The organism is Streptomyces liliiviolaceus (genome assembly GCF_018070025.1).
Taxonomy (GTDB): Bacteria; Actinomycetota; Actinomycetes; order Streptomycetales; family Streptomycetaceae; genus Streptomyces; species Streptomyces liliiviolaceus.
The window spans coordinates 790400-815488 of record NZ_JAGPYQ010000002.1 but is presented as its reverse complement, the minus strand read 5'-3'; the positions used below and the strand labels follow the sequence as shown (position 1 = coordinate 815488).

Sequence of the window (25089 nt, the reverse complement as noted above, 5' to 3'; positions counted from 1 at the left end):
ACCCCGCTGGTAGGCTGGGCGACGGCTGCTGACCCCGTGCGGGAGAGTCCTCCAGGCTTCATCGGAGGCGCCGAAGGAGCAAATCCTCCCCGGAATCTCTCAGGCACACGTACCGCATGGACGAGGTCACTCTGGAAAGCAGAGGGGTGTTCGAGTAGTCGACGGGCTCCGCTCTCACCGACGGTGAAAGCCGGTGCGCCTTCGCGGCGAGCCGGTGAAGCTCTCAGGTTGAGATGACAGAGGGGGAGGCCGTTAGGGCACCCACCTAGTGGTGCCCCTCGAAGGTCGTCAGACCAGGAGGCCTCCGCAATGACCGTCCAACGTATTCCGCTCTCCGAGCTCGAACAGGGAATCCCCTTCGAGCAGCGTCACATCGGGCCCGACTCCGAGGCCCGCGCCAAGATGCTCGCGCAGGTGGGGTACGGCTCGCTGGACGAGCTGACGGCCGCCGCGGTGCCGGATGTGATCAAGAACGCCGACGCGCTCGAACTGCCGGGCGCGCGCACCGAGGCCGAGGTACAGACCGAGCTGCGCTCCCTCGCGGACCGCAACCAGGTGCTGGACTCGATGATCGGGCTCGGTTACTACGGGACGTTCACGCCGCCCGTCATCCTGCGCAATGTCATGGAGAGTCCTGCCTGGTACACGGCGTACACGCCGTACCAGCCGGAGATCTCGCAAGGGCGGCTTGAAGCCCTGCTGAACTTCCAGACCGTGGTGGCCGAGCTGACCGGACTGCCGACCTCCGGGGCCTCGCTGCTCGACGAGGGCACGGCGGCCGCCGAGGCCATGGCCCTGTCACGGCGCATGGGGAAGAACAAGAAGGGCCTCTTCCTGATCGACGCGGACACCATGCCGCAGACGATTGCGGTGATAGAGACCCGCGCTGAGCCCACCGGCGTCGAGGTCGTCGTCGCCGACCTCAGCGACGGCATCCCGGCGGGGCTCGCGGAGCGTGAGATCAATGGCGTACTCCTGCAGTACCCCGGCGCCTCCGGTGCCGTACGCGACCTGGCGCCCGTCGTCGACCAGGCGCACGAGCTGGGCGCGGTCGTCACCGTCGCCGCCGACCTGCTCGCCCTGACGCTGCTCACCTCGCCCGGTGAACTGGGCGCCGACATCGCTGTCGGTACGACACAGCGCTTCGGTGTGCCGATGGGCTTCGGCGGACCGCACGCCGGATACATGGCCGTACGGGAGAAGTTCGCGCGCAGCCTGCCCGGACGGCTCGTCGGTGTCTCCGTCGACGCGGACGGCAACAAGGCGTACCGCCTGGCCCTGCAGACGCGGGAGCAGCACATCCGCCGTGAGAAGGCGACCAGCAACATCTGCACGGCCCAGGTGCTGCTCGCCGTGATGGCCGGGATGTACGCCGTCTACCACGGTCCCGAGGGACTGAAGGGCATCGCCCGGCGCACCCACCGGTACGCCACGATCCTCGCCGCCGGTCTGACGGCGGGCGGGGTCGAGGTCGTCCACGAGGCGTACTTCGACACCCTGACCGTGCGGGTGCCGGGCCGGGCCGCCGAGGTGCTCGCCGCCGCCCGTCAGGGCGGGGTCAACCTCCACCTGGTGGACGCGGACCACCTCTCCCTGTCCTGTGACGAGACGACCACGCGCGCCCAACTGGGAGTCGTCTGGTCGGCGTTCGGCGTCGACGGGGATGTGGCCGCGCTGGACGGGACCGCCGAGGACACGCTGCCGGCCCCGCTGCTGCGCGCCGACGAGTACCTCACGCACCCGGTCTTCCACCAGTACCGCTCGGAGACCGCGATGCTGCGCTACCTGCGCCGTCTCGCCGACCGCGACTACGCGCTCGACCGCGGCATGATCCCGCTCGGCTCGTGCACCATGAAGCTCAACGCGACCACCGAGATGGAGCCGGTCACCTGGCCCGAGTTCGGGCAGCTGCACCCCTTCGCGCCCGCCGAGCAGGCGCAGGGCTACCTCACGCTCATCCGTGAGCTGGAGGAGCGGCTCGCCGAGGTGACGGGCTACGACAACGTGTCGCTCCAGCCCAACGCCGGTTCGCAGGGCGAGCTGGCCGGTCTGCTGGCCGTCCGCGGCTACCACCGGGCCAACGGCGACGAGCAGCGCACGGTCTGCCTCATCCCGTCGTCCGCGCACGGCACGAACGCCGCGAGTGCGGTGATGGCCGGGATGAAGGTCGTCGTCGTGAAGACCGCCGAGGACGGCGAGATCGACGTCGAGGACCTGCGGGCCAAGATCGAGCAGCACCGTGACGAGCTGTCCGTGCTGATGATCACGTACCCCTCGACCCATGGGGTGTTCGAGGAGCACGTCGCCGACATCTGCGCGCAGGTGCACGAGGCGGGCGGGCAGGTCTACGTGGACGGCGCCAACCTCAACGCGCTGGTCGGCCTGGCCAAGCCGGGGCACTTCGGCGGCGACGTCTCGCACCTCAACCTGCACAAGACCTTCTGCATCCCGCACGGCGGCGGCGGTCCGGGCGTCGGCCCGGTCGGGGTGCGCGCGCACCTGGCGCCGTATCTGCCGAACCACCCGCTGCAGCCCGCCGCGGGGCCGGAGACGGGCGTGGGCCCGGTCTCCGCGGCTCCCTGGGGCTCCGCGGGCATCCTGCCCATCTCGTGGGCGTACGTCAGGCTCATGGGCGGGGAAGGCCTCAAGCGGGCCACGCAGGTCGCCGTGCTCAGCGCCAACTACGTGGCCAAGCGCCTGGAGCCGCACTTCCCGGTTCTCTACACCGGTCCCGGCGGACTCGTGGCGCACGAGTGCATCATCGACCTGCGGCCGCTCACCAAGGCGACCGGCGTGAGCGTCGACGACGTCGCCAAGCGCCTCATCGACTACGGGTTCCACGCGCCGACGATGTCGTTCCCGGTGGCCGGCACGCTGATGATCGAGCCCACCGAGAGCGAGGACCTGGCCGAACTCGACCGGTTCTGCGACGCGATGATCGCCGTGCGCGCGGAGATCGAGAAGGTCGGCTCGGGCGAGTGGGCCGCGGACGACAACCCGCTGCGCAACGCCCCGCACACGGCCGGTGCGCTCGGCGGCACGTGGGAGCACGGGTACAGCCGCGAGGAGGCCGTGTTCCCGGCCGGGGTCTCGGCCGCCGACAAGTACTGGCCGCCGGTGCGGCGCATCGACCAGGCGTACGGCGACCGGAACCTGGTCTGTTCCTGCCCGCCGCTGGACGCCTACGAGGAGTAGTCGCGCCCGGACATGCGTCGGGGCCGGTTCCGGGAGTGCTTCCCGGGGCCGGCCCCGCTGTCGTTCCTGTCGTCCGTGCTGTGCCGCTCAGGCAGCGGTCATCACATCAAGGGCCAGCGGCCGGTGCGGCGCGATGATCCGGCCGTCCGGCAGAAGCTCACCGGTGTCCTCGAAGAGCAGGACGCCGTTGCACAGCAGGCTCCATCCCTGCTCCGGGTGGTGCGCCACGAGGAGCGCTGCCTCCCGGTCGGCGGAGTCGGCTGTCGGGCACGGTCGCTGGTGCTGGCACATTGATGGGATCTTTCGCTTCGGTGTGAGGTCGGTGCTCGGTGTGTGGTCTGTTCCGCGGCTCGAACTGGTGTCCATGGCCGCCCCCCGTTTGTCAGATGGTCCGGAACCCAGTGTTGCCCTATGGGCGTCAATCCGCAGGGATTTGACGCCAGCGCTCCTCACAGGTTGATGACGCATCACCCGTGCGGACGGTTCATCTCAACTGGGGTGTCCCTTCGGGTGGTTCGCAATGGTCGGATGGGGCTAGTCCGGACGGGCCGGGCGTGCGCTGCGTCTTGCACGTGTCACTCCGAGCGACGTCCGCGCAGCAAGGTCACGTCCGCGCAGCAAGGTGCCCCGCGGCCGGGGTGGTGGCCGCGGGGCGGTGGTGGAACCAGGGTGCTCTCAGGCGGGTGAGCCGAGCAGTGGAGTGGCCGCGGGTGCCAGCCGGTTGGTCAGTACGGGCAGCAGTTCGGCCACCCGGTGCGGGCGGTGGGCGGCGATACCGGGCGGGGCGGGCGCCAGCGGCACCAGCAGGTCGGTGGCGGCGAGGTGGCCCTTCGTGCCGTCGGCGGCGAAGTCGCCGTGCAGCCAGAGGGTGAGCATGTAGAGCTCGGGTACGGAGAGCAGGCGTGGCTGGTACGACCCCTGCATCGTCTCGGCCTGCCGTAGGGCGCGCTCGGTCGCGGTGACGTACGGGCCCTCGAAGAAGTGGGAGAAGGCCCAGCCGTCCGGGGTCAGCCTGGTGTCCGCGGCCGCCACCGCGCGTTCGTGGCAGCGGATGAGGAAACGCCATCCGGCGAGCCGGGTGGCCGAGGTACCCGCCGGGGTGATTCGGTCGAGTACGTGGACGGGCAGCGGGAGTTCGGCGGTGAGGGGTCCCGGGGTGTCGCGGAGGGACGGAGTGCGGGCTTCACGGACCGCGGTCGGGGAACCGAGGGCCGTGCGGACGGAGCGCAATGCCGGCGCGGGAGCCGGAGGGACGTGCAGCGGCATGGTGGGTCGCCTCTCATTCGACAGGCATGGTGGCGCAGGGGCGGGGGCGGACGGCGCTGTCAGCTCTCGGGGTCAAAGGGGCGGGGGCATAGGGCCTGTCGCCGAAGTGATGCCTGCCGCGCGGTGTCCGGCACGCATGCTCGCCGAGAGGCCGGAGGGCTCCGGTAGCCTCGCTTCGCTACAAGATCCTTCCGGCGACTTTGCGATCGCACGCACAGGACGCCGCACGGGCCGCCCTTCGGGTTAACGCCGTCACCTCGACGACGGGCCCTGCGACCACGAGCGCCAACTCTCTGCCTCGTTCGCGGAGTTTATACGACACGTGTTCAGCCCGTGTTTCGGCTAGCTGTTCCGCGCATTAAGTGCAAGAGACAATTAGGTCGCCGATACGTGTGTTTGGTCCTGGTTCTCGGCGGGTACCCGTCGATGACCTCGGATTACTCTTCCGAAGTGGACGGCCGGTTCTCGTCGGCGTTTTTCACGACAGAGTCGACCGTGAAGAAAAATGTGGCGCCTCATGCCTAGTGAATGTGCCCGACGAGAGCTGAGTCCAGAGTAGTGCCCGGGGGGCAGGTCCGGGGCGTTATCGATCACATTGCCTGGGCATCATCCCCCGTGACCCGGAACACCGGCGGCCGGTTCTTCGGGCGGCCCAGTCGAGGAGGGAAGCTTCGATGGGGGAGAAGGTCGTGGCGGGGACGATCGGTCTGTCCGACCGCCGACGGTACCGAGAAAAGCTTCAACAGTGCCTGGAGGGGCTGGCGCGGTTGCTGGCGGAGGAGCGGTTCGACCGCCCCAGGAATCTCATGGGCCTGGAGGTCGAGCTGAATCTCGCGGGCTCGGACGGCATGCCGCGAATGATGAATGCGCAAGTACTCGAACGAATCGCGAGCCGCGATTTCCAAACAGAACTCGCCATGTTCAATCTGGAAGTCAACATTGCTCCCCATCGACTCGAAGGCCGGGTATTCGACCGGCTCGCCGAGGAACTGCGGACCTCTCTCGCGTACGCCCACCGGAAGGCGAACGAGGTCGATGCCGGAATCGTGATGATCGGTATTCTGCCGACCCTCGCCCGGGACGACCTGGTCTCCGCGAACCTTTCGGACGTGGACCGCTACACGCTGCTCAACGACCAGATCGTCGCGGCCCGCGGTGAGGACTTCACCCTGGACATCGAGGGCGTGGAGCGGCTCACGTGCACCTCGGCGTCCATCGCGCCCGAAGCGGCGTGCACGTCCGTGCAGTTGCATCTGCAGGTCACACCGGACCGGTTCGCCGACGTGTGGAACGCAGCCCAGATCGCGGCCGCGGCGCAGATCGTCGTGGGCGCCAACTCGCCGTTCCTCTTCGGCCGTGAGCTGTGGCGCGAGTCGAGGCCGCCGCTGTTCCAGCAGTCCACCGACACCCGCCCGCCCGAACTGCAGGCGCAGGGGGTGCGGCCGCGCACCTGGTTCGGCGAACGCTGGATCTCCTCGGCGTACGACCTCTTCGAGGAGAACCTGCGCTTCTTCCCGCCCCTGCTGCCGCTGCGGGACGAGGAGGATCCGATGCGCGTCCTCGACGAGGGCGGCATCCCGAAGCTCGCCGAACTCGTCCTGCACAACGGCACCGTGTACCGCTGGAACCGCCCGGTGTACGGCATCGACGACGGCGTCCCGCATCTGCGGGTCGAGAACCGGGTGCTGCCCGCGGGCCCCACGGTGATCGACGTCGTCGCCAACACGGTCTTCTACTACGGACTCGTGCGCGCCCTCGCCGCGGAGGCGCGGCCGGTCTGGACGCGGCTGCCCTTCGAGGCCGCGGCCGCCAACTTCGACCAGGCCTGCCGGTACGGGATCGACGCGCAACTGGAGTGGCCGCGGCGCGGCAGGTACGGCGGGGTCACGCGCGTCCCCGGGGTGCAGCTGGTGCGCGACGAACTGCTGCCGCTCGCGGCGGCGGGCCTGGACGCGTGGGGCGTCGAGCCGGCCGACCGGGACCTCTACCTCGGGGTGATCGAGGAGCGCTGCAAGCGCGGGGTCAACGGCGCTTCCTGGCAGTCCCGGACGTTCCACCGGGCGCTGGAGAGCAACATGGGGCGGGAGGCGGCGCTGGCCGCCACGACGAAGCGGTACAGCGAGCTGATGCACCTCGGTGAGCCGGTGCACACCTGGCCGGTGGGGCTGCCGGAGCCGGCGGTTCCGCTGGGGTGAGGTCCGTCGGGTGAGGGCGGGTCAGGCCTTGTCGCCCGCCTTCACCACGGCCTTCAGGATCACCGCGTGGATCTGGGACGGGTCGGTGACCAGGTGCCCCGAGCCGCCGGTCGCCTCCGCGATCTCGTTCAGCTCCTTCTTGTCGGCTTCCGGGCCCACGGCGATCGCGATCAGGGGCACGGGACGCTCCGGGTCGGCGATCTTGCGGAGTTCGGCGATCAGGTCGGCGCGCGAGATGCTCCCGGCGTCCTGGTTCACCCCGTCGGTCAGCAGCACCAGCGCGTTGAACTTGCCCTTCGTGTAGGAGGCAGCGGCCTCCTTGTACGCGGCCAGCGTGGTGTCGTACAGGCCGGTCGCGCCGTCCTTGACCGGCTTGAGGTCGCTGAAGGCCGCCGACAGCCGGTCGCGCTGGGTGCTGCCGCCCACCTGGTCGCCGAGCCGGCCGGTCGGGACGAGGACGCGGTAGTCGCGCTTGCCGTCGATCCTCCTGGAGAACTTCCACAGCCCGATCTCGTCCTCCGGGGTGAACGTGGCCAGGGCCTGGAGCAGCGCCGCCTTGGTCACGTCCATCCGGGACTCGCTGGTGCCCGGCACCGGGTCCGACATGGACGAGGAGGCGTCGACGACCGTCGTGATGCGGGCACTCTGGACCGTGATGGTCCACATGCCGAGGGCTTCCTCGATCTCCTTGTCCGTGGCCGGCTTCTCGGGCACCTCGCGGTACGGCTGCGGGGCCCGGCCGCCGGCTTCGGCCACCAGCGCGGCCGGGGTCTCGTCCTCGTCCGTACGGAAGCCGTGCTTCTCCAGGATCCTGCGTCCGTCGGGCTCGCCGAGGAGCGTCATGAACCGCAGCGCGGCCCGGCTCTCGTCCGTGGTCAGGTTGGGCTCGTCGACCAGCGCGAACGGATGGTCGAGCCGGGGCGCGCCGTCCTTCGGGTAGAAGAGGTCGAGATCGTCGCCGCTGTCCGCCGACTCGTTGTACGCGAACGCCGCCTGCTCGGAGAGGATCAGCGCCTGGTTGCGCTTCGGATTGCCCTGCTCGGTGCCGGAGAGGTCGCGCGGCAGGGTGTCCAGGACCTGGCCGTCGCTGTCGGAGGTGCGCTGCGAGAGGGCCTTGGCGGTGGCCGCCGCCAAGGTGTCGCCGCCCTTCGACTTCCCGGCCGTCTGCGCCAGCTGGGTCAGCGCGAGCAGACCCGTGGCGCTGCGCGAGGGGTCGCCTCCGCCGAGCTTGAGCCGGTCGCTCGTCATGGTGACCCCGGCCAGCTCGGTCCAGGAGTACGTCTTCTTGGGCCAGCCGAGGGACTTCGCGGCCGACGGGACCATGGCGACACCGATCGGTGAGGAGGCGACATTGCCCGCCGGTGTCACCGAGATCGACTGGTTGTCGGCCATGACCCTGTCCACCCACACGCCCGAGTCCGGCACCCACGCCTCGAACTCGGTCGCGCTCCTGCGCTTCGACCGGAGGGCGTCGGCGACCTTGTAGGTGTCCTGGGCGGTCACACTGACGTCGAGGCAGCTGCCGTCGGACGTCACGTCGTTGTCCCGGGCGTACTCGGCCGCCTCCTTGAGCGCGGGCGCGATACCGGGAGCCGCGGCGATCCTCAGCCGTACGGTGTCGTCCCAGCAGGACGAGCCGAAGGAGAGCAGGCCGCTGTCGATCGCGGCGACGGTACCGCCGGCGAGGATCGTCACCAGGGCGGTCGCGAGCGCCACATTACGGTGCCGCGTCCGTGACCGGGGGGCGGTGCCGCCCCTGCGCAACCCGTCGGGCAAGCTGTGACGTCCCATGGCGGTGGTGCCCCTCCCTGATCGAGCCCGGAGCCGTTGAAACGGTGAAATGGCCGAATGGTATGGCACACAGGATGTGCACCCCACATGGCGTCCGTCCCTTGACGGCCTGTCACGCACGATCTTCGCAACTTCTTTCGAGACCCTAGCGGGGCGAAGATGGGGATGAGACGGGATTACGCAACTGGAGGCATGAGTGCAGGTGGGGCAGGAGCCGGTGGCTGATTCCTTTGGCGAGGGACAGCCCGGGCGGCGGATCCTCCGCGACGAGACGCTGCTCGTACTGGGGGTCTCGCTCGGGGCCAGCGGGGTCTCCGCGCTGATCAGCTTCGTGGGCTCGGTCACCAGACCGGGAGGCCTGAAGGACCAGGCGGCCACGCTCAACGCCTCGGCCGCCCCGGGCCGTCCCTGGCTCGATCTGGCCTGGCAGCTGTTCGGGATCGCGTCCGCGCTGGTGCCGGTCGCCCTGGTCGCGCACTTCCTGATCCGTGAGGGCAAGGGGCTGCGCACCCTCGGGTTCGACCGCACGCGCCCGTGGTTCGACCTCGCCCGCGGAGCGGGGATCGCCGCCGTCATCGGCAGTACGGGGATCGCCTTCTATCTGGCGGCCCGCGGACTCGGGTTCAACCTCACCGTGGTCCCGGAGGCGCTGCCCGAGGTGTGGTGGAAGTACCCGGTGCTGATCCTCTCCGCGCTCCAGAACTCGATCCTGGAGGAGGTCATCGTCGTCGGGTATCTGCTGCGCCGCCTCGGCCAGCTGGGCTGGACCCCGCTCACCGCGCTGGTGGCCAGCTCGGTGCTGCGCGGCTCGTACCACCTCTACCAGGGCATCGGCGGGTTCATCGGCAACATGGTGATGGGCGTGGTCTTCGTCTATCTCTACCGCCGGTGGGGGCGGATCGGGCCGCTGGTGGTCGCCCACTCGCTCCTCGACATCGGGGCGTTCGTGGGATACGCGCTGCTGGCGGGCAAGGTCGACTGGCTGCCCACCGCTTGAGGGGCGCGCGGCCGGTGTGGGGCACGTGAAGGGGCGTACGGGTGAGCCGTACGCCCCTTTGTCCGTTCTGGGGCCGGTCCGCGCGGCTCAGACGAGCAGGTCGCCCTCGATCACGGTGACCGCGCGGCCCGAGAGCAGGGTGCGGTCGCCCCGGAGTTCCGTACGGACGCGCCCGGAGCGGGCCGAGGCCTGGAGGCCGGTGAGTTCGGTCCGGCCCAGGCGCTCGGACCAGAACGGGGCGAGGGCCGTGTGGGCGCTGCCGGTGACCGGGTCCTCGTCGATGCCGAAGTTCGGGAAGAAGCAGCGGGACACGAAGTCGTAGCCCCGGGAGGGGTCTTCGGCGCGGGCCGTGGCGATGATGCCGCGCTCTGAGTAGCGCCCCAGGGACGCGATGTCCGGCTTCAGGCCCAGGACCGTCTTCTCGTCGGCGAGTTCGACGAGCAGGTCGCCGACGTTCGGGCCGGTGTCATGGGTGGTGAGGGGCTCGGCGCCCAGGGCCTCGGCCACACCCGCCGGGACCTCGACCGCGGTGAGCGGGGCGGTCGGGAAGTCCAGCGTGAGGGAGCCGTCGTCCCCCGGGGTCGCGACGAGCACACCGCTTCTCGTCGCGAACCGTACGGGCCCCTGTACGGCTCCCGTGGTGACCAGCGCATGGGCGGTGGCGAGGGTCGCGTGGCCGCACATCGCGACCTCGGCCGCGGGGGTGAACCAGCGCAGCGCCCAGTCGGCCTCGCCCCCCTCGGGGAGGGGACGGGCGAACGCCGTCTCGGCGTGGTTGACCTCCAGGGCCACGTTCTGGAGCCACGCGTCGTCCGGGAAGGACGCCGAGGCGTCGAAGAGGAGGACCCCGGCCGGGTTCCCGGCGAAGGGGCGGTCGGTGAAGGCGTCGACGATACGAATCCGCATGCGCCCGACGCTAGACGCCGCTCACGGGCGCGGGCCAAGGCCAATCCGGGGCGGGCGGCCCCTTCTGCCCCTCTCTCGGCTGCCTTCTGACGCCTTCTGTGCCTCTTCGGCGCGCCTTCAGCGTGCCGTCTGTCGGGAGGGGCTTGCCGGGCGAGCTATTCCGATATATCGTTGACGCATCGCGACAGATCAACGATGGAATGGAGTGATTGCGATGCGTTCCCATGGAGAGGAATACGGACCGGGCTTCGGCCCCGGTCATGGGCATGGACACGGCCGTGGACGCGGCCGGGGTGGCCCCGGCGGTCCCGGTGAGGGCGGCTTCGAAGGCCGGCGTGGGGCTTTCGGTCCCTTCGGACCCGGCTTCGGTGGTCCCGGCTTCGGCCCGGGCCCCTGGGGCGGGCGCGGAGGCCGGGGCGGACCGCGCGGCAGGGCGCGGCGCGGTGACGTACGCGCGTCGATCCTGGCCCTGCTCAAGGACCGGCCCATGCACGGCTACGAGATGATCCAGGAGATCGCCGAGCGCAGCGGCGGGGCGTGGAAGCCCAGTCCCGGCTCGGTGTACCCCACTCTTCAGCTGCTGGAGGACGAAGGTCTGATCAGCAGCGCGACCGAGGGCGGCAAGAAGCTGTTCTCGCTGACCGAGGAAGGTCGCGCCGCGGCCGACGAGGGTGCGGACGCACCCTGGGAGGACGCGGGGCGCGGGGTCGACTGGGAGGCGCTGAGCGACATCCGGCAGGCCGGCTTCGGTCTGATGGAGGCGTTCGGGCAGGTCTGGAAGACCGGCAGCAAGGAGCAGCGCGAGAAGGCGCTGGCCGTCATCAACGAATCACGCAAGAAGCTGTATCTGATCCTCGCCGACGAGGACTGATGGGGCACCCGGCCGAACAGGCCGTGGCAAGGGGGGTACCTCGACCGCGAGGTACCCCCTGTGTGGCTGGGGGACGGAGTGGGGGCTGCGTGCGTGTGGAAATGTCTGTGGGGGTGGCGGGGGATCCTTCAGGAGACGAGCCCGCTCAGTTTGCGCAGGGACTCGTCGAGGGCCGCCGTCGCCGAGTCCTTGAGCTTGCCCGCCATCAGTGAGACGGCGGCGCCGGTGAACTCGCCGTCGATGCGGACCGTGGTGGCGTCCCCGTCCGGGATCAGGGTGTAGCGCGTGGCGACCGTCACGGACATGGGCCCCTTGCCGCGGATCGCGAGCGTACGGGCCGTCTCCAGTTCCTCGATGGTCCAGTTGACCTCGGCGGGAAAGCCCATGAGCTTCATGTTCTCCTCGAAGGTGCCGCCGACCGCGAGGGTCTCGGGGCCGCCCTTGGGGAAGCTGGTGTGGGTGGAGTTCCACTCGCCGTACGAGGAGAAGTCCGTGAGCTGCGCCCAGACCTTCTCCGCGGGCGCCTCGATCCGTGCTTCCGCGCTGACTTCGGCCATGCGGCCACCCCTTTGTCTCGGGCGCTGCGCCGGGCGCAGCTGGCTACGGTGTCGCGGAACGTAGCCGTAGAACCCTGAACATTCAATACTGATGAACCGTCAGAGAATGTGGAGGTGCCGCCGCGGGCTCAGTGCATCCGTCGTATCACCGCCGCGTCGAACACGTCCCACGCGCGCGGGAAGGGGCCTTCGTCGTGGCAGTGCCACGCCTCCCAGAACAGGTCGGCGAGCAGCGCGTCCTCGGGTGCGTAGACCCGGTACACGTACTGTCTGCCGTCCACCGACGGCAGGGCCACCAGCCAGCACCCGCTCTCCATGCCCGTGTGGACGAGCGCCGGAGCGAGACGGTTGCGCAAGGGGCGCGGAGCAAAGCGGCGCGCGCTGCTCAGGGGAAAACAGCGTGATGTCATCCGTAAGGAGGAGGAGCCGGACACCGGTGCCCACCCTGTGTCGGACGCGGAAATGCTTCCCCACGAGGATGACCGGATGCCGCCGGGCTGATGAGGTGGGAGTCGTGCAACACCGTCTTCCCCACAGTCCCCACCAGCAGGCCGCCGAGCGCGGCCCGGTGGGCCCCGATGTCGAGGCCCGCCTCAGTGCCGAGCTGGCGGCGATGGTCGCGAGCGCGCGCAGAAGGGCGTTGCGGGACGGTGACCGGCAGATCGACACGGCTCACCTGCTGCACACGCTCCTGGAGTCGGACCCCGAGGTGCGCGAGGCCTTCGAGAGTGGCCCGCAGGTCGCCCGGCTGCTCGGCTACCTCGTCCAGCGCAGCATCGGCTACGGGCTCCGCTGGCAGAGTTCCGTCGAGGACTCCGGCGCGGTGCCGACGGTGACCGGCGACGGGTGGTCGCCGGTCGCGGCCGGCGTCATGGCGGCCGCGTACGGACGTGCCGTGCGGCGGGGCGACCCGTTCGCGGACGGTGTCGACCTGCTCGCCGCGCTCGTCGCCGAACCCGAGTCGCGCGCCGTGGAAGTGCTGGGACGCGCGGGGGTCGACGTGCGGGAGCTGCTGGTGCGCCTCGACGGCGTGGCGGAGCGGCGCCGGGGTCTCGAAGCCTGAAGCCCGAGTACCGAGTCCGAGTCGCCGGTGGGCCCGGCGGGTACGGGCGTGCGCGCGTCCAGTCGTTGAGACAGGTGTCAACGGGGGTGACGCTCATGTCCTCGCCTGTCATCATGTGCCGGTGCATACGTCAGAGATCAGCCGGGTCAACCGTGGCAGAGGCGTCGGGCTGGGACTCGCGCTCGGGTCGGCGGTCGCCTTCGGCGGCTCCGGTGTCGCCGCCAAGCCGCTGATCGAGGCGGGCCTGGATCCCCTGCACGTCGTCTGGCTGCGCGTCGCGGGCGCCGCACTGGTCATGCTGCCGCTGGCCGTACGCCACCGGAATCTCGTGCGCGAGCGCCCCGCGCTGCTCGCCGGGTTCGGACTGCTGGCCGTCGCCGGTGTCCAGGCCTTCTACTTCGCCTCCATCTCCCGGATCCCCGTCGGCGTCGCACTGCTCGTGGAGTACCTCGCGCCCGCGCTGGTCCTCGGGTGGGTGCGGTTCGTGCAGCGCCGGCCCGTCACCCGTGCCGCGGCCCTCGGCGTCGTCCTGGCCGTCGGCGGTCTCGCCTGTGTCGTCGAAGTGTGGGCCGGGCTGAGTTTCGACGTCCTCGGGCTGCTGCTGGCGCTCGGCGCCGCGTGCTGCCAGGTCGGCTACTTCGTCCTGTCCGACCAGGGCGGTGACGCGGGGGAGGAGGCACCGGCCCCGCTCGGCGTCATCGCGTACGGACTGCTCGTCGGCGCGCTCGTCCTGACGCTCGTGGCGCGGCCGTGGGGCATGGACTGGTCGGTCCTCGGGGGCGGTGCGGAGATGGACGGGACGACCGTGGCCGCCTCGCTGCTCCTGGGGTGGATCGTGCTGATCGCGACGGTCGTCGCCTACGTGACCGGCGTGCTCGCGGTGCGCAGGCTCTCGCCGCAGGTGGCCGGAGTCGTGGCGTGTCTGGAGGCGGTCATCGCGACCGTGCTCGCCTGGGTCCTGCTCGGGGAGCATCTCTCGGCGCCGCAGATCGTCGGCGGGGCGGTGGTGCTGTGCGGTGCCTTCATCGCGCAGACGTCCGCGCCGACCAAGGGGTCGCAGGCTCCGGTGGCGCACGGCGTGGGCGGCGCGGACGGTTCGGACGGCGCGGAGGGTGCGGACGGCGTGGACGGCGTCGCGAGGGAGCGGCTGTCCGGGCGGGGCATCGCCGGTTAGGGCTGTGCGCAGGTGGTCCCGGCCGGGCCGTCCGAAGGCGCCGTGACCTGCCCTGTCGGCCCGCCTCGGTATGTCCGACCGTGCTGTGCGGGCCCACCCCTGTAGGGCCCGTACGGCACGGTCGGACACGAGGGAGGTCCGGTGCCGGAGCCGGTGTCAGGCCCGGCGGCGCCTCATCAGTTGCTCTCGCGCCGCCGCGTCCCGGGGGCCACCCCTCGCGGACAGTTCGGCGGCGACACGGTTCTGGACTTCCTCCGTACGGTGATTCGCGTACTTGAATTTCGCCCGTACGCCGGTCACTTCGAGCCGGAGGCCGCGGATCCCGGGCAGGAGGCGGCCGTACGGGGCCTCCCCGACGGCGGCTTCGGCGGAACCGCCCTCCGGCTGGAAGTGACCGACCTGGCGGTTCAGCAGTTCGGCCTTCTCGGCGGGGTCGTCCACCACGTGCGCGGTGCAGCGGAGTTGCACCGCCGCGTAGAAACTCGTCGGGGTGCCGTGCTCGGAGGGGGTGCCGGGCGGTGCCTGCCAGGGACCGGGGACGTACACGTAGTCGTCGACCACGCTCAGGGTCACGACCGGATCGGCCAGGAGGGCGGGCCACAGCGGGTTCGGCCGGGCCAGATGGGCGAGCACCTCGCCGCGGTCGGGGTCGTGGACGAAGTGGAGCGGCTGGACGTGCGGTGGCTCGCCGGGCAGGCCGTTCACCGCGAGCTGTCCGAAGTCGTGGACGGCCAGCCACCGCTGCCACTCGCAGTCGTCGTGGGGCGCGTCCCAGGGATGTATGAGCATCAGAGGGTCGTCAGGTAGTCCGGGACCCCGATGCCCGGAGCCAGGTCGTCGGCCGGTACGGGGGCTCCGTAGGTCGTGCGGACGGGGAGGACTCCGGTCCAGTGAGGCAGGCCGAGGTCCTCGGGCTCGTCGTTCGGGCCGCCGGTGCGCAGCTTCGCCGACACCTCGTCGAGGTCGAGCCGCAGTACGGAGGTCGCGGCCAGCTCCTTGGCGTTGGCGGCCCGTGAGTCGGACGAGCGGCCGGGCACCACGTGGTCGACCAGTGCGTCCAGGGCCTGCCGCTTCTCCTGCGGGTCCGTCACCTGGTGGGCCACGCCGTGCACCACGACGGAGCGGTAGTTGATCGAGTGGTGGAAGGCCGAGCGGGCCAGCACGAGCCCGTCCACATGGGTGACCGTGAGGCAGACCTGCAGACCCGGGTCGCTCTGCCCCGCCATGCGCAGCGGGCGCGAACCGGTCGAGCCGTGCACGTAGAGCCGCTCGCCGACCCGCCCGTACAGCGTGGGCAGCACGACGGGCGCCCCGTCGCGGACGAACCCGAGATGGCAGACGTACCCCTCGTCGAGGATCGCGTGCACCATCTCGTGGTCGTACGCGGCGCGCTCCCGGGAGCGGGTGGGGACCGTGCGGTCGGTCGGGGTGTAGGTGGCGGGGCGCGGGGTGGCCGTCTCCGTCATGGGGTTCTCCAGGTCGGCGTCGTCGGTGCTCGCAGGTGTGCGCCGGGTGCGGGGCGGTCCGCCGGGGCGGGTGCGTTCGGCTTGCGTCGCTTTTTGCACTAGTGCATACTCTGCTTTGTGCTAGGAGAGTATCGGATCGAAGGCAGGCGCGCAGCCGAGATTGCGGCCAGTGTCGAGCGTGCGGTGGGGTCGGGGGAGCTGGAGCCGGGGCAACTGCTGCCGCCGATGCGGGAGTTGGCGTCCCGGCTGGAGGTGAATCCGAATACCGTCGCGGCCGCCTACCGCACCCTGCGTGAACGCGGAGTCATCGAGACCGCGGGCCGGCGCGGCAGCCGTGTGCGCTCCAAGCCGGTGACGACCGCGCGGGAACTGTCCCGGCTGGACGTCCCGCCCGGCGTACGGAATCTGTCGGACGGCAATCCGGACCCGGCCCTGCTGCCCTCCCTCCGTGAGGCGTTCGCGGCGGCGGCGGAGTACGCGGACCGTGAACCGACGCTCTACGGAGAGGCCTCCGTGGACCCGGAACTGGCCCGGCTCGCCCGCGCCGACCTGGACACGGACGGAGTGCCGGACGGGCCGGTCGTGGTCGCCTCGGGGTCGCTCGACGGCATCGAGCGGGTACTGGTCGCGCACCTCAGGCCGGGGGACGCGGTCGCGGTGGAGGATCCCGGCTGGCACAGCGTGCTCGACCTCGTCCCCGCGCTCGGGCTGCGGGCCGTGCCCGTCCGGGTCGACGGCGAGGGGCCGCTGCCCGACGCCGTACGGGCCGCCCTGGAGGGCGGTGCGCGGGCGCTGATCGTCACCGACCGCGCGCAGAACCCGACCGGCGCCGCGGTGAGCGCCACGCGCGCGCGTGCGCTGCGGGCCGTGCTGGAGCGGTACCCGGAGACCCTGCTCGTCGAGGACGACCACGGGCACCGGATCGTCGATCTGCCCCTGCATCCGCTGGCCGGAGCGACCCGGCACTGGGCCTTCACCCGCTCGGTCGCCAAGGCCTACGGGCCCGATCTGCGGCTGGCCGTGCTGACCGGAGATCCGGTCACCATGGACCGGGTGCAGGGGCGGCAGCGGCTGGGGCCGGGGTGGGTCAGCCGGTTGCTTCAGCGGGCCGTGGTGCGGCTGTGGTCGAGCGGTGCCGTGGACACGGCGGTCGTGGCGTCGGCCTACCGGCTCCGGCGCGACGCGCTGATAGGTGCGCTCGCCGAGCGGGGGGTCGGGGCGCAGGGGTGCAGCGGGATGAACGTGTGGGTGCCCGTTCCGGACGAGACCGGGGCGGTTGCACGGCTGCTGCACTCGGGGTGGGCGGTGGCTGCTGGGGCGCGCTTTCGTACGGACGCGCCTCCTGGGTTGCGGATCACCGTTTCCACGCTTGCGCCGGGTGAGGTGGGGGTTTTGGCGGATGCGGTTGCTGGGGCGGTGGGGGTGGGGCCGGGGCGGCGGTATGTCTGAGGGGGTGTGCCGGCCGGTGGGGGTCACGTCGGGTTTTCGCCCCCGCCGCCCCTACCCGTTCCCGTCAACGACTCGGGGGCGCTGTCCCCGAACCCCCGGTCCTCAAACGCCGGACGGGCTGAATACGTTTCAGCCCGTCCGGCGTTTGAGGACGAGCGCGAAGCGCGACAGGGGGGCGAGGGGGCGCAGCCCTCATGCAGTGACGGGAAGGGTAGGGGCGGCGGGGGCGAGGTCGGTTTCACGGTCGGGTCCGCCGGGGCTGGGTCAGTGCCGCGCCCGTCAGGACGATCGCGGCGCCCACCGGTGTCGACCATGTCAGGGGCTCGCCGAGGATCGCGACGCCCGCGGCGGTGGCGATGACCGGGATGAAGTACGTGACCATCTGGGCCGTGGTCGGGCCGACCTCGGAGACCAGGCCGTACTGGACGAGGAAGGCGAAGCCCGTGCCGAGGGTGCCCAGGGCGATCACCGCGATGAGCGGGACGAGCGTGAAGTGCGTCGGGGTGGTCGTGAACAGCGGGGTCACGACGGCCAGTTGCGCCGTCGCGAGGAGCAGTTGAGCGCCGGTCAGTGACAGGTTCGAGTGGCTGGAGCCGGCCAGCGTACGCCGGACGTAGATCCAGCCGATCGGGTAACTGAGCGAGGCCAGCAGCGCCATCGTGGTGCCCGCGGCGTCCAGGCCGTGGAAGCCCTGCCAGGCGCCGAGCACCGTCAGCACGCCGAGGAATCCGATGCCGAGGCCCGCCACCCGACGGCGGGTCGGCCGGTCCTCGGAGAGGGCCACCATCGACAGCGCCATGCCCCACAGGGGTGAGGTCGCGTTGCAGATGCCCGCCAGGGTGGACGGGATCGTCAGCTCGGAGTACGCGAACAGCGAGAACGGCAGGGCGTTGAGGAGCAGGGCTCCCACCGCGAGGTGTCCCCAGGTGCGCAGCCCGCGCGGCAGCCGCTCACGCTTCCAGGCCATCGCCGCGGCGAGTACCAGCGTGCCGAAGAACAGTCGGCCGAACGTCACCTGGAACGGGGCGTAGCCGTCCGTGCCCACCTTGATCAGAAGGAAGCTGAAACCCCAGACGAGGGAGAGGGCGCCGAAACGCAGACGCCAGCCGAGAGCCGGGCGGGGCGGGGGCGAGGGGGTGATGGGTGCGGCGAGGAGGGGCGTGCGGGGCTCGGTCGGGGCGCTCATGCGTCTCACCCTGGCTGAAGCAATCTATTAGAACAAGCGAGACTTTTGGTCCGGTATCGCGTAGCATCGCTTACATGTTGAATCTGGAGCGGCTGCGTACTCTCGACGCCCTCGCCCGCCACGGCTCGGTCGGCGGCGCGGCCGACGGGCTGCATGTGACGACCTCGGCGGTCTCCCAGCAGATGTCCAAGCTGGAGCGCGAAGTGGGGCAGCAGCTGCTCGCGAAGAACGGGCGGGGGGTGCGCCTGACCGACGCCGGGCGGTTGCTCGCCGACCATGCCGCCCGGATCCTGTCCCAGGTCGAGCTCGCCCAGTCCGATCTGGAGGCACAGCGCGGGCAGGTGGTGGGGGAGCTGCGGCTGTCCGCGTTCCCCACGGCCGCGCGCGGGCTGTTCCCCGCGGCCCTGGCCACGCTGCGCGCCGAGCATCCCGGACTGCGTGTCCGCTCACGCGAGCTGGAGCCGGAGGACGGGGTGGCCGGGGTGCTGCGCGGCGACATCGATCTGGCGGTGGTGCTCGACTGGTACAACAGGCCGCTGCCCCTGACCGAGGGACTGGTCAAGGCCTCGCTCCTCGACGACCCCGCCGATGTGGCGATGCCCGCGGATCACCGCCTCGCCGATCGCCCGGAGGTGGATCTGGAGGACTTCGCAGAGGACGAGTGGATCGCCTGGGAGGAGGGCGAGTTCTGTCATGAGTGGCTGCTCTTCACCCTGCGGGGCAAGGGGATCGAGCCGGTGATCGCCCACCGCGCGGAGGAGCATCACACCCAGCTCGCCCTGGTCGCGGCGGGGCTGGGTGTGTGTGTCGCGCCCAGACTCGGGCGCGGTCCGGTGCCGGCGGGGGTGCGGACGGTCCCGGTGCGGCACCGGGTCACCAGACACGTGTACGCGGTGTGGCGGGCGGACGCCGACCGTCGCCCCTCGATCAGAGCGGTGGCGGACGCGCTGCGGACGGCGGGGGCGGCGTACGGGTGAGGCGGCGTACGGGTGGCATGCCACGGACGACGACAGGGTCCGCCCTCACCGGCCCTGTCGGCTCCCGCGCCGCCTCCAATGTCACAGGCTGTCACCGGTCCGCCAAGACCCTCCCCCTGTCACAGGTCGGCGATCTTGCGGAAGTCCCAGGAGGCCGTCGCCTCGGGCGTCAGGCGCATCCAGGCATGTCTGCCGTCGTGCGGCAGCTCGTCCACACCGAAGTTCTTGCGGGCGAACAGCCGCTCCACGGAATCGAGTTCGGGGCAGGGTTCACCCGTGCGCGGCACCTCGCCGACGAACTCGACCGAGCCCGACAGCTCCACGCCCCGCAACTGGTCGTACTCCTCGCCGGTGTCCACGACCACGGCCACCCGCGGATCGCGGCGCAGGTCGGCCCATCGCTTGCTGCGCGTGATCGAGTACAGCCAGAGCGACTTGCCGTCCCAGACGAACCAGAGCGTGCTGACATGCGGGGCGCCGTCCGCGGAGACGGTCGCGACGCGGCATGTGCGCTGGGTGGTCAGGAACTCGTCCAGCTCCTCGGGCGTCATCATGATTCTTCGTCCCCGGCGCTGAGTGGCGGCCATGCAGTTCCCTCTTCTCCGACGGTGACGACTACTCCTGCGCGGTGTCTGATGCCGCGTCAGGAAAGCATGGGTCGTCTTCCGTCCGTACGCAATGGTGGTTACGCTCGCCCGCCACCGCCGGTCGTACCGACCTGGTTCGGGCGGACCGGGAAGACCGTTCGCGACAGGGGAAGCCATGCCGTCGTACGAAGCGCTCAGCGAACTCCTCGATCCCGCGACCACGGTGCTGCTGACCGTCGAGTGCCAGCAGGGTGTCGTCGGCCCGGACAGCGCGCTGCCGGAACTCGCCAGGGAGGCCCGTTCGTCGGGAGTGCTGGACCGGATCGCACGCCTGGTGGCCGCGGCCCACGAGAGCGGCGTACAGGTGATGCACGCGGTCGCCGAGCGCCGCCCGGACGGCCGCGGCGCCAACCACAACGCCCGGCTGTTCCGCGCGGCCGAACGGCTCCCGGTGCAGCAACTGGCCGGCAGTACGGCGGTCCGGGTCGCGCCGCCCGTGGAGGTCGCCGCGGAGGACCTCGTCGTACGCCGCCTGCACGGTCTGTCGCCCCTCGCGGGCACCGACGTCGACGCGCTGCTGCGCAATCTGGGCTGCCGCACGCTCGTCGTGACCGGTGTCTCCGCCAATGTGGCCGTGCCCAACACGGTGTTCGACGCCGTGAACCGCGGCTACACCGCCGTGGTCCCGGGGGACGCCATCGCGGGTGTGCCCTCGGACTACACCCCCGCGATGATCCGCAACACGCTCGCCCTGGTGGCCACCATCACCACCACGGACGACGTGCTGACCTGCTTCAAACGGCCCCGCCGGGTCAGGCGAGCGTGATCGAGTCCCCGCTCACCTTGATGTTGGCGGCGGTCAGGCCGCTGGTCGCGGGCCCCTTCTTGACGGCGCCGTCCGCGACGCTGAACTGGCTGCCGTGGGCGGGGCAGGTGATGAGGCCGTTGTCCACGCTGTTCACGCGCTGCTGCTGGTGCGGGCACACCGTGGAGAAGGCCTTGAACTCGCCTGCCGTCGGCTGGGTGACCACCACGGACTGGTCGGCGAAGACCTTCCCGCCGCCCTCCGGGATGTCGGTGGTCTTGGCGAGTGCCGTACCGCCGGCGGATCCGGTCGACGCGTCGGAGGAGGAGTTCGAGGAGGTGCCGGACGACGAGTCGTCGGAGCCCCCGCAGGCGGTCAGTGCGGCGGCCAGCCCGGCCCCGCCCAACGCTGCCAGGACGGTGCGACGACAGAGTGCCGGAGCAGGCTGAAGCGATTCGCTGGACATAGTGGCGGTCCCTTCCACAGATGTGCAGGTGTGCAGAGGTACAAGTGTGCAAATGCAAGGTTGTGCGTTTGCGTGGATGTGCGTCGATCCGACTAGGTGTACGGGCACGTCACCCGCATGGTTCAGGCGGTCCGGAGATCGAGCGACTTCTTGATGAAATCGAGATCCATTCGGAGCAGGGTGTCTATCACGCCTTCCTGTGCCACCAGATGAGTCGCGCCTGCCAATGGGAGCACGCTGTGGGGCCGACCGGCCGCCAGCAGGGCCGCCGAGAACCGCAACATATGTGCCGGGAACACATTGTCGTCGGCCATCCCATGGACGAGCTTCAAGGGGCGCGTGAGTTTATGGGCGTGCGCCACCAGTGAGCACCGGTCGTAGTGGTCCGGTTGTACGTCCGGATGCCCCAGGTAGCGCTCCTTCCAGTGCGTGTCGTACAGCCGCAGATCGGTCGGCGCAGCGCCCGCGACGGCGGCGTGGAACACATCGGGCCGGTGCAGTACGGCTCCCGCCGCGAGATAGCCGCCGAAGGACCAGCCGCGGATGGCCACCCGGCCCGTGTCCAGTTCCGGGAAGAGCTCCGCGGCGGCGCGTACGGCGTCGGCCTGGTCCTCGACGACCGGCATCAGCTGGTCGCCGTGGATGGCCGTCTCCCAGGCCCGGTCGCGCCCCGGAGTGCCGCGCCCGTCGACCGACAGCACCGCGAACCCCTGATCGGCGAACCACTGGTTCACGGCGTGGTGCCACCTGGTCGCCTTCACGACCGTCTGCATTCCCGGCCCGGAGTAGGAGTGCACGATCACCGGGAGACGGCCCCGACGGTCCGCGGCCCGGTCCGAGTCCATCTCCGGGTCCAGCTGCGACTCCCGCTCCGACTCCGGCTCCGATGCCCCGGGCTCGTACGACGTCGGCAGATACAGTGCCGCGCGCAGTGCGCGTGCGCCGAGCGTCAGGAAGCGGGGGCGCGGCCGGGTCACGGGGCGTTCGGCCAGTACTTCGATCCGCCCGGCCGGGACGCCGTCCCGCAGCACGGTCACCGTCTGCCCGTCGAGCGTCGAACTGTCCAGCACGACGGTGCCGCCTCCGACGGCGGCGTGGTGCACGCCCGGCTCGTCGGTCAGCCGGGCGAAGCCGTTCTCCGGGTCGTACGACCACACGTGCGCCTCGGTCGGCTCCTCGGCGGCCATGAAGTAGAGCCGCCCGCCCGCCGCACCGAGCAGTTCGTGGACGTACATGCCCTGCGGTGTACGGACCCCGGTTCCGGTCATCCGCAGTCCGCGGGTCCCCTCCTGGGTGGTGAGGACGAGACCGGTGGCCGCGGTGGAGGCGGGAGTTCCGGGGACGAACTCCAGCCAGGCGGCGTCCGTCAGGTGGTGCAGCGTCGTGGTCGCTCCGGTCGCCGGATCGATGCTCAGCACGTACGCCGAACGCTGGTCGCGGGTCTGTACGACGGCGAGGGGCCCGGCCGCGCCCCAGTCCGCCTGCGCGAGGTACTCGAAGGCCGGGTCGGTCCACTCCCCGCCCGGATGCGACACGGCCTCCTTGGGAAGGTCCACGTCGACGCGACCGCCGTCGAGGCCCACGACGTGCAGGGACAGTCGTGCGTTGGCGGTGCCCGCGGCCGGGTACCGGATCGCGCGCGGGGGACGCCCGGGGTGCGCCGGATCGCCGATGTACCACTGCTGTACGGGCGAGTTGTCGACCCGCACCACCAGCAGCGCGTCCCCGTCCGGCGACCACCAGAAGGACCGTGCGCGGTCCAGCGACTCGGCCGACACGTGGTCGGAGAGCCCGTAGGTGACCTCCGGGTCCTCCGGCCCGGCCAGTGCGCGGTCACCGGTGCCGTCGGCGCGTACGACACGCAGGGTGCCCCCGCTCACGTACGCGATGTGTGTGCCGTCGGGGCTGGGGCGCGGGGTGACGACCGGGCCCGCCGTGGGGATCCGGCGGGGGACGCCCTCGTCGGTGCGTACGGTCCACAGGGCGCCCGCGAGGGCGAACGCGACCAGGCGGACGGCCGCGTCGGTGGCGTACGAGACGATTCCGGCGCTGGTCTCGCGGGCCCGTTCGCGGCGGATCCGTTCGGCCTCCGGGACCTCGCCGGCGTCGCTGCTGTCGCCGAGGGCGAGCGGGTCGGCGAGCGTCCGTTCCCCGCCGGTCTCGTACAGCCAGAGCAGGCTCGTCGTGGAGCGGCCGCTCGCGGTACGCACGAAGAGCACACGCTCGCCGTCGGGCGAGACGGTGAAACCGCGCGGCACACCGAGGGAGAAACGCTTCGTCCGGGCGAACTGCAGGGGCAGGTCTTCGGCGGTCACGGGCACAGGGGTTCCCTTCGGGAGGATGGATTCATACGCGGCCGGGCGCCGGCTCGACCCCGGCCGGTCCCGTCGCTCAGCGCTCAGGGCTCACCGGGAGAGCTGTCCCGGTCGCCCGGGAGTGAGTTCCCTACGGCCGCGTCATCGCGCCGCCGCGGCGAGGAGAGCGTGTGTCACCTTCTCGGAAGCGGAAGCGGAAGCGGAAGCCGTCACCGACTCCGAGGCGGCGCTCACGTCGGCGGTCTTCCAGCCGTGCGTCCCCGCGAAGTTCTCGTACTCGCGTGCGCGGTCGGACCGGAGGTCCAGGAAGGTCTGACCGGGGTCTCCGCCGAAGGCATGATAGTTGTCGAACACCCCGATACCGTCGGCTATTTTGACCGCAGCTACGCGCGGGGCTCCGGCCACCGGGATCGGGGAGCCTCCGGAGGGCGGCTGCCGCAGCCCCTATAACCTGGGGAAATGCTGACAGAAGTCACCGCGACCCGCTACATCACGCCCCTGCGTGAGGGCGGCTCGCTGCCGGGGCTCGTCGAGGCCGACGACCTCGGTACGTACGTCATGAAGTTCACCGGCGCCGGACAGGGGCGCAAGACCCTCGTCGCGGAGGTCGTCTGCGGTGAGCTCGCCCGGCGCCTGGGGCTGCGCGTACCGGGGCTCGTCACGATCGGGCTCGATCCGGTCATCGGACTCGGCGAACCCGACACGCAGGTGCAGGAGTTGCTCAAGTCGAGCGGCGGACTGAACCTCGGGATGGACTTCCTCTCCCGAGCGATCGGCTTCGACTCCCTCGTCCACGAGGTGAGCCCGGAGGAAGCCGGGAAGGTCGTCTGGTTCGACGCGCTGGTCAACAACGTCGACCGGTCGTGGCGCAACCCCAACATGCTGTTCCGGGACGGCGATCTGTGGCTCATCGACCACGGCGCCACCATGATCTGGCACCACAACTGGCCGGGCACACAGGCCTCGGCGGCCAAGCCGTACGACGCCACCGACCACGCCCTCGCCCCCTTCGGGCCCGACATCCCGGCCGCCGCCGCGGAGTTGGGGCCGCGCGTCACGGAGGACCTGCTCGCCGAGGTGACCGCCGCGATCCCCGAGGAGTGGCTGAAGGACGAGCCCGGCTTCGACTCGGCCGACGCGCTCCGGCAGGCGTATGCGCGGCCGCTCCTCGCCCGCGCCGCCACCATCCACGAGCGCATCCGCCTCCAGGGCGGAACCAGCGGAACCAGTGGTACCAGCGGTACCAGTAACGTCAGTGGCATCGGCATCCGGAAGGGCACGAAGTGAGCGAGCGCGACGGCCGGGAAAGCCGTGGGGGCGACGTCGTGGACGCCGCCGACCGGGTCGTCTACGAGTACGCGGTGCTGCGCGTCGTGCCGCGCGTCGAGCGGGGGGAGTACTTCAACGCGGGCGTGCTCGTGTACTGCCGCGCGCACTCCTTCGTGGCCGCCCGCACCCATCTCGACGAGACCAAGCTGCTCGCGCTCGACCCGGCGGCGGACGCGCCCGGCGTACGGGCCGCGCTGCGGGCCGTCGAGGGGGTCTGCGCCGGGGGCGCGGCGGCCGGGCAGGCCGCGGGCGACGACGCCGGACGCCGCTTCCGCTGGCTGATCGCGCCCCGCTCCACGGTCGTGCAGCCGGGGCCCGTCCACACCGGACTCACCGCCGATCCCGAGGCCGAGACGGCACGCCTGCTCGACCTGCTCGTCAGGTGAGGCATCACCTTTCCGCCGGGGACGGGCCACCTCCGGGCCAGGTAATGGATCACATGGGCGCGGTGTGCCGTTGACACTGGGTGCCAAGGCTTCTAGCGTCTCGTCCGT

At 71.0% G+C, this 25089-nt stretch carries 24 protein-coding genes and 1 riboswitch; of the genes, 11 read left to right on the top strand and 13 right to left on the bottom strand.

Annotation, left to right across the window (positions count from 1 at the left end; genetic code table 11):
* The first annotated feature begins 29 nt into the window (after positions 1 to 29).
* A riboswitch (glycine riboswitch) is annotated at positions 30 to 125 on the top strand.
* A gap of 184 nt (positions 126 to 309) precedes the next feature.
* Positions 310 to 3195, top strand: coding sequence for an aminomethyl-transferring glycine dehydrogenase (gcvP, locus tag J8N05_RS38970; protein ID WP_210891630.1), 2886 nt, complete (start codon positions 310 to 312; stop codon positions 3193 to 3195).
* A gap of 87 nt (positions 3196 to 3282) precedes the next feature.
* Here the strand turns inward: gcvP and J8N05_RS38965 are convergent, their stop codons facing one another.
* Together J8N05_RS38965 and J8N05_RS38960 are read right to left on the bottom strand one after the other, a co-directional pair.
* Positions 3283 to 3486: a DUF5999 family protein gene (locus tag J8N05_RS38965; protein WP_107018633.1), complete on the bottom strand. Its 204-nt coding sequence runs from the start codon at positions 3484 to 3486 to the stop codon at positions 3283 to 3285.
* A gap of 384 nt (positions 3487 to 3870) precedes the next feature.
* Entirely contained in the window at positions 3871 to 4461 is a 591-nt protein-coding gene (locus tag J8N05_RS38960; RefSeq protein WP_210891618.1) for a hypothetical protein, read from the bottom strand.
* 674 nt (positions 4462 to 5135) lie between these two features.
* Here J8N05_RS38960 and J8N05_RS38955 point away from each other — a divergent pair.
* Complete coding sequence (locus J8N05_RS38955; protein WP_210891616.1) at positions 5136 to 6656, top strand: glutamate--cysteine ligase; 1521 nt, start codon at positions 5136 to 5138, stop codon at positions 6654 to 6656.
* 21 nt (positions 6657 to 6677) lie between these two features.
* On the opposite strand, the gene J8N05_RS38950 is transcribed toward J8N05_RS38955, so the two are convergent.
* Positions 6678 to 8447, bottom strand: a complete 1770-nt coding sequence (locus J8N05_RS38950) for a substrate-binding domain-containing protein (protein ID WP_210891613.1) — start codon at positions 8445 to 8447, stop codon at positions 6678 to 6680.
* Between the two features lie 196 nt (positions 8448 to 8643).
* On the opposite strand from J8N05_RS38950, the gene J8N05_RS38945 reads away from it, so the two are divergent.
* Positions 8644 to 9444 (top strand): CPBP family intramembrane glutamic endopeptidase, encoded by an 801-nt coding sequence (locus J8N05_RS38945; protein ID WP_407700002.1) that lies wholly within the window; start codon positions 8644 to 8646, stop codon positions 9442 to 9444.
* Between the two features lie 87 nt (positions 9445 to 9531).
* On the opposite strand, the gene J8N05_RS38940 is transcribed toward J8N05_RS38945, so the two are convergent.
* Positions 9532 to 10350 (bottom strand): PhzF family phenazine biosynthesis protein, encoded by an 819-nt coding sequence (locus tag J8N05_RS38940; protein ID WP_210891609.1) that lies wholly within the window; start codon positions 10348 to 10350, stop codon positions 9532 to 9534.
* Positions 10351 to 10564: 214 nt separating this feature from the next.
* On the opposite strand from J8N05_RS38940, the gene J8N05_RS38935 reads away from it, so the two are divergent.
* Positions 10565 to 11221, top strand: coding sequence for a PadR family transcriptional regulator (locus J8N05_RS38935; protein WP_210891608.1), 657 nt, complete (start codon positions 10565 to 10567; stop codon positions 11219 to 11221).
* A gap of 128 nt (positions 11222 to 11349) precedes the next feature.
* On the opposite strand, the gene J8N05_RS38930 is transcribed toward J8N05_RS38935, so the two are convergent.
* The gene (locus tag J8N05_RS38930; protein ID WP_210891606.1) at positions 11350 to 11778 is read right to left on the bottom strand and encodes a type II toxin-antitoxin system Rv0910 family toxin; all 429 of its coding nucleotides are present in this window, start codon (positions 11776 to 11778) and stop codon (positions 11350 to 11352) included.
* A 128-nt stretch (positions 11779 to 11906) separates the two neighbouring features.
* A complete protein-coding gene (locus J8N05_RS38925) occupies positions 11907 to 12134 on the bottom strand; it encodes a hypothetical protein (protein ID WP_383939427.1) in 228 nt (75 codons plus the stop codon).
* Positions 12135 to 12292: 158 nt separating this feature from the next.
* Between J8N05_RS38925 and J8N05_RS38920 the strand changes: the two genes are divergently transcribed.
* Both J8N05_RS38920 and J8N05_RS38915 read left to right on the top strand, forming a co-directional pair.
* Positions 12293 to 12841 carry a Clp protease N-terminal domain-containing protein gene (locus tag J8N05_RS38920; protein ID WP_383939390.1) on the top strand — a complete coding sequence of 183 codons (549 nt, stop codon included), beginning with the start codon at positions 12293 to 12295 and terminating at the stop codon, positions 12839 to 12841.
* Positions 12842 to 12956: 115 nt separating this feature from the next.
* Positions 12957 to 14015 (top strand): EamA family transporter, encoded by a 1059-nt coding sequence (locus J8N05_RS38915; RefSeq protein ID WP_210891601.1) that lies wholly within the window; start codon positions 12957 to 12959, stop codon positions 14013 to 14015.
* 156 nt (positions 14016 to 14171) lie between these two features.
* On the opposite strand, the gene J8N05_RS38910 is transcribed toward J8N05_RS38915, so the two are convergent.
* Together J8N05_RS38910 and J8N05_RS38905 are read right to left on the bottom strand one after the other, a co-directional pair.
* Positions 14172 to 14804 carry an FMN-binding negative transcriptional regulator gene (locus J8N05_RS38910; protein ID WP_210891599.1) on the bottom strand — a complete coding sequence of 211 codons (633 nt, stop codon included), beginning with the start codon at positions 14802 to 14804 and terminating at the stop codon, positions 14172 to 14174.
* Positions 14804 to 15481, bottom strand: a complete 678-nt coding sequence (locus tag J8N05_RS38905) for a pyridoxamine 5'-phosphate oxidase family protein (RefSeq protein ID WP_210894134.1) — start codon at positions 15479 to 15481, stop codon at positions 14804 to 14806. The genes J8N05_RS38910 and J8N05_RS38905 overlap by 1 nt, the downstream gene beginning before the upstream one ends.
* Before the next feature lie 117 nt (positions 15482 to 15598).
* Between J8N05_RS38905 and J8N05_RS38900 the strand changes: the two genes are divergently transcribed.
* Complete coding sequence (locus tag J8N05_RS38900) at positions 15599 to 16930, top strand: aminotransferase class I/II-fold pyridoxal phosphate-dependent enzyme (protein ID WP_210891597.1); 1332 nt, start codon at positions 15599 to 15601, stop codon at positions 16928 to 16930.
* Positions 16931 to 17168: 238 nt separating this feature from the next.
* Here the strand turns inward: J8N05_RS38900 and J8N05_RS38895 are convergent, their stop codons facing one another.
* Positions 17169 to 18116, bottom strand: coding sequence for a DMT family transporter (locus tag J8N05_RS38895; RefSeq protein WP_210891596.1), 948 nt, complete (start codon positions 18114 to 18116; stop codon positions 17169 to 17171).
* A gap of 74 nt (positions 18117 to 18190) precedes the next feature.
* On the opposite strand from J8N05_RS38895, the gene J8N05_RS38890 reads away from it, so the two are divergent.
* The gene (locus J8N05_RS38890; RefSeq protein ID WP_210891595.1) at positions 18191 to 19093 is read left to right on the top strand and encodes a LysR family transcriptional regulator; all 903 of its coding nucleotides are present in this window, start codon (positions 18191 to 18193) and stop codon (positions 19091 to 19093) included.
* A gap of 119 nt (positions 19094 to 19212) precedes the next feature.
* Here J8N05_RS38890 and J8N05_RS38885 read toward each other — a convergent pair whose 3' ends face one another.
* Positions 19213 to 19680: a pyridoxamine 5'-phosphate oxidase family protein gene (locus J8N05_RS38885; RefSeq protein ID WP_210891594.1), complete on the bottom strand. Its 468-nt coding sequence runs from the start codon at positions 19678 to 19680 to the stop codon at positions 19213 to 19215.
* 175 nt (positions 19681 to 19855) lie between these two features.
* Here J8N05_RS38885 and J8N05_RS38880 point away from each other — a divergent pair, with 175 nt between their 5' ends.
* The gene (locus J8N05_RS38880) at positions 19856 to 20506 is read left to right on the top strand and encodes a cysteine hydrolase (RefSeq protein WP_210891593.1); all 651 of its coding nucleotides are present in this window, start codon (positions 19856 to 19858) and stop codon (positions 20504 to 20506) included.
* Here the strand turns inward: J8N05_RS38880 and J8N05_RS38875 are convergent.
* From J8N05_RS38875 to J8N05_RS38865, 3 genes are all read right to left on the bottom strand, one after another.
* Positions 20493 to 20951, bottom strand: coding sequence for a Rieske (2Fe-2S) protein (locus tag J8N05_RS38875; protein WP_210891592.1), 459 nt, complete (start codon positions 20949 to 20951; stop codon positions 20493 to 20495). The genes J8N05_RS38880 and J8N05_RS38875 overlap by 14 nt on opposite strands.
* A 122-nt stretch (positions 20952 to 21073) precedes the next feature.
* Complete coding sequence (locus J8N05_RS38870) at positions 21074 to 23266, bottom strand: S9 family peptidase (protein WP_210891591.1); 2193 nt, start codon at positions 23264 to 23266, stop codon at positions 21074 to 21076.
* A 141-nt stretch (positions 23267 to 23407) separates the two neighbouring features.
* Positions 23408 to 23620, bottom strand: coding sequence for a hypothetical protein (locus J8N05_RS38865; protein WP_210891589.1), 213 nt, complete (start codon positions 23618 to 23620; stop codon positions 23408 to 23410).
* Between the two features lie 105 nt (positions 23621 to 23725).
* Here J8N05_RS38865 and J8N05_RS38860 point away from each other — a divergent pair, with 105 nt between their 5' ends.
* Both J8N05_RS38860 and J8N05_RS38855 read left to right on the top strand, forming a co-directional pair.
* Complete coding sequence (locus J8N05_RS38860; protein WP_210891587.1) at positions 23726 to 24553, top strand: HipA family kinase; 828 nt, start codon at positions 23726 to 23728, stop codon at positions 24551 to 24553.
* Positions 24550 to 24981 carry a DUF3037 domain-containing protein gene (locus tag J8N05_RS38855; protein ID WP_407700001.1) on the top strand — a complete coding sequence of 144 codons (432 nt, stop codon included), beginning with the start codon at positions 24550 to 24552 and terminating at the stop codon, positions 24979 to 24981. The genes J8N05_RS38860 and J8N05_RS38855 overlap by 4 nt, the downstream gene beginning before the upstream one ends.
* Positions 24982 to 25089 lie beyond the last annotated feature (108 nt).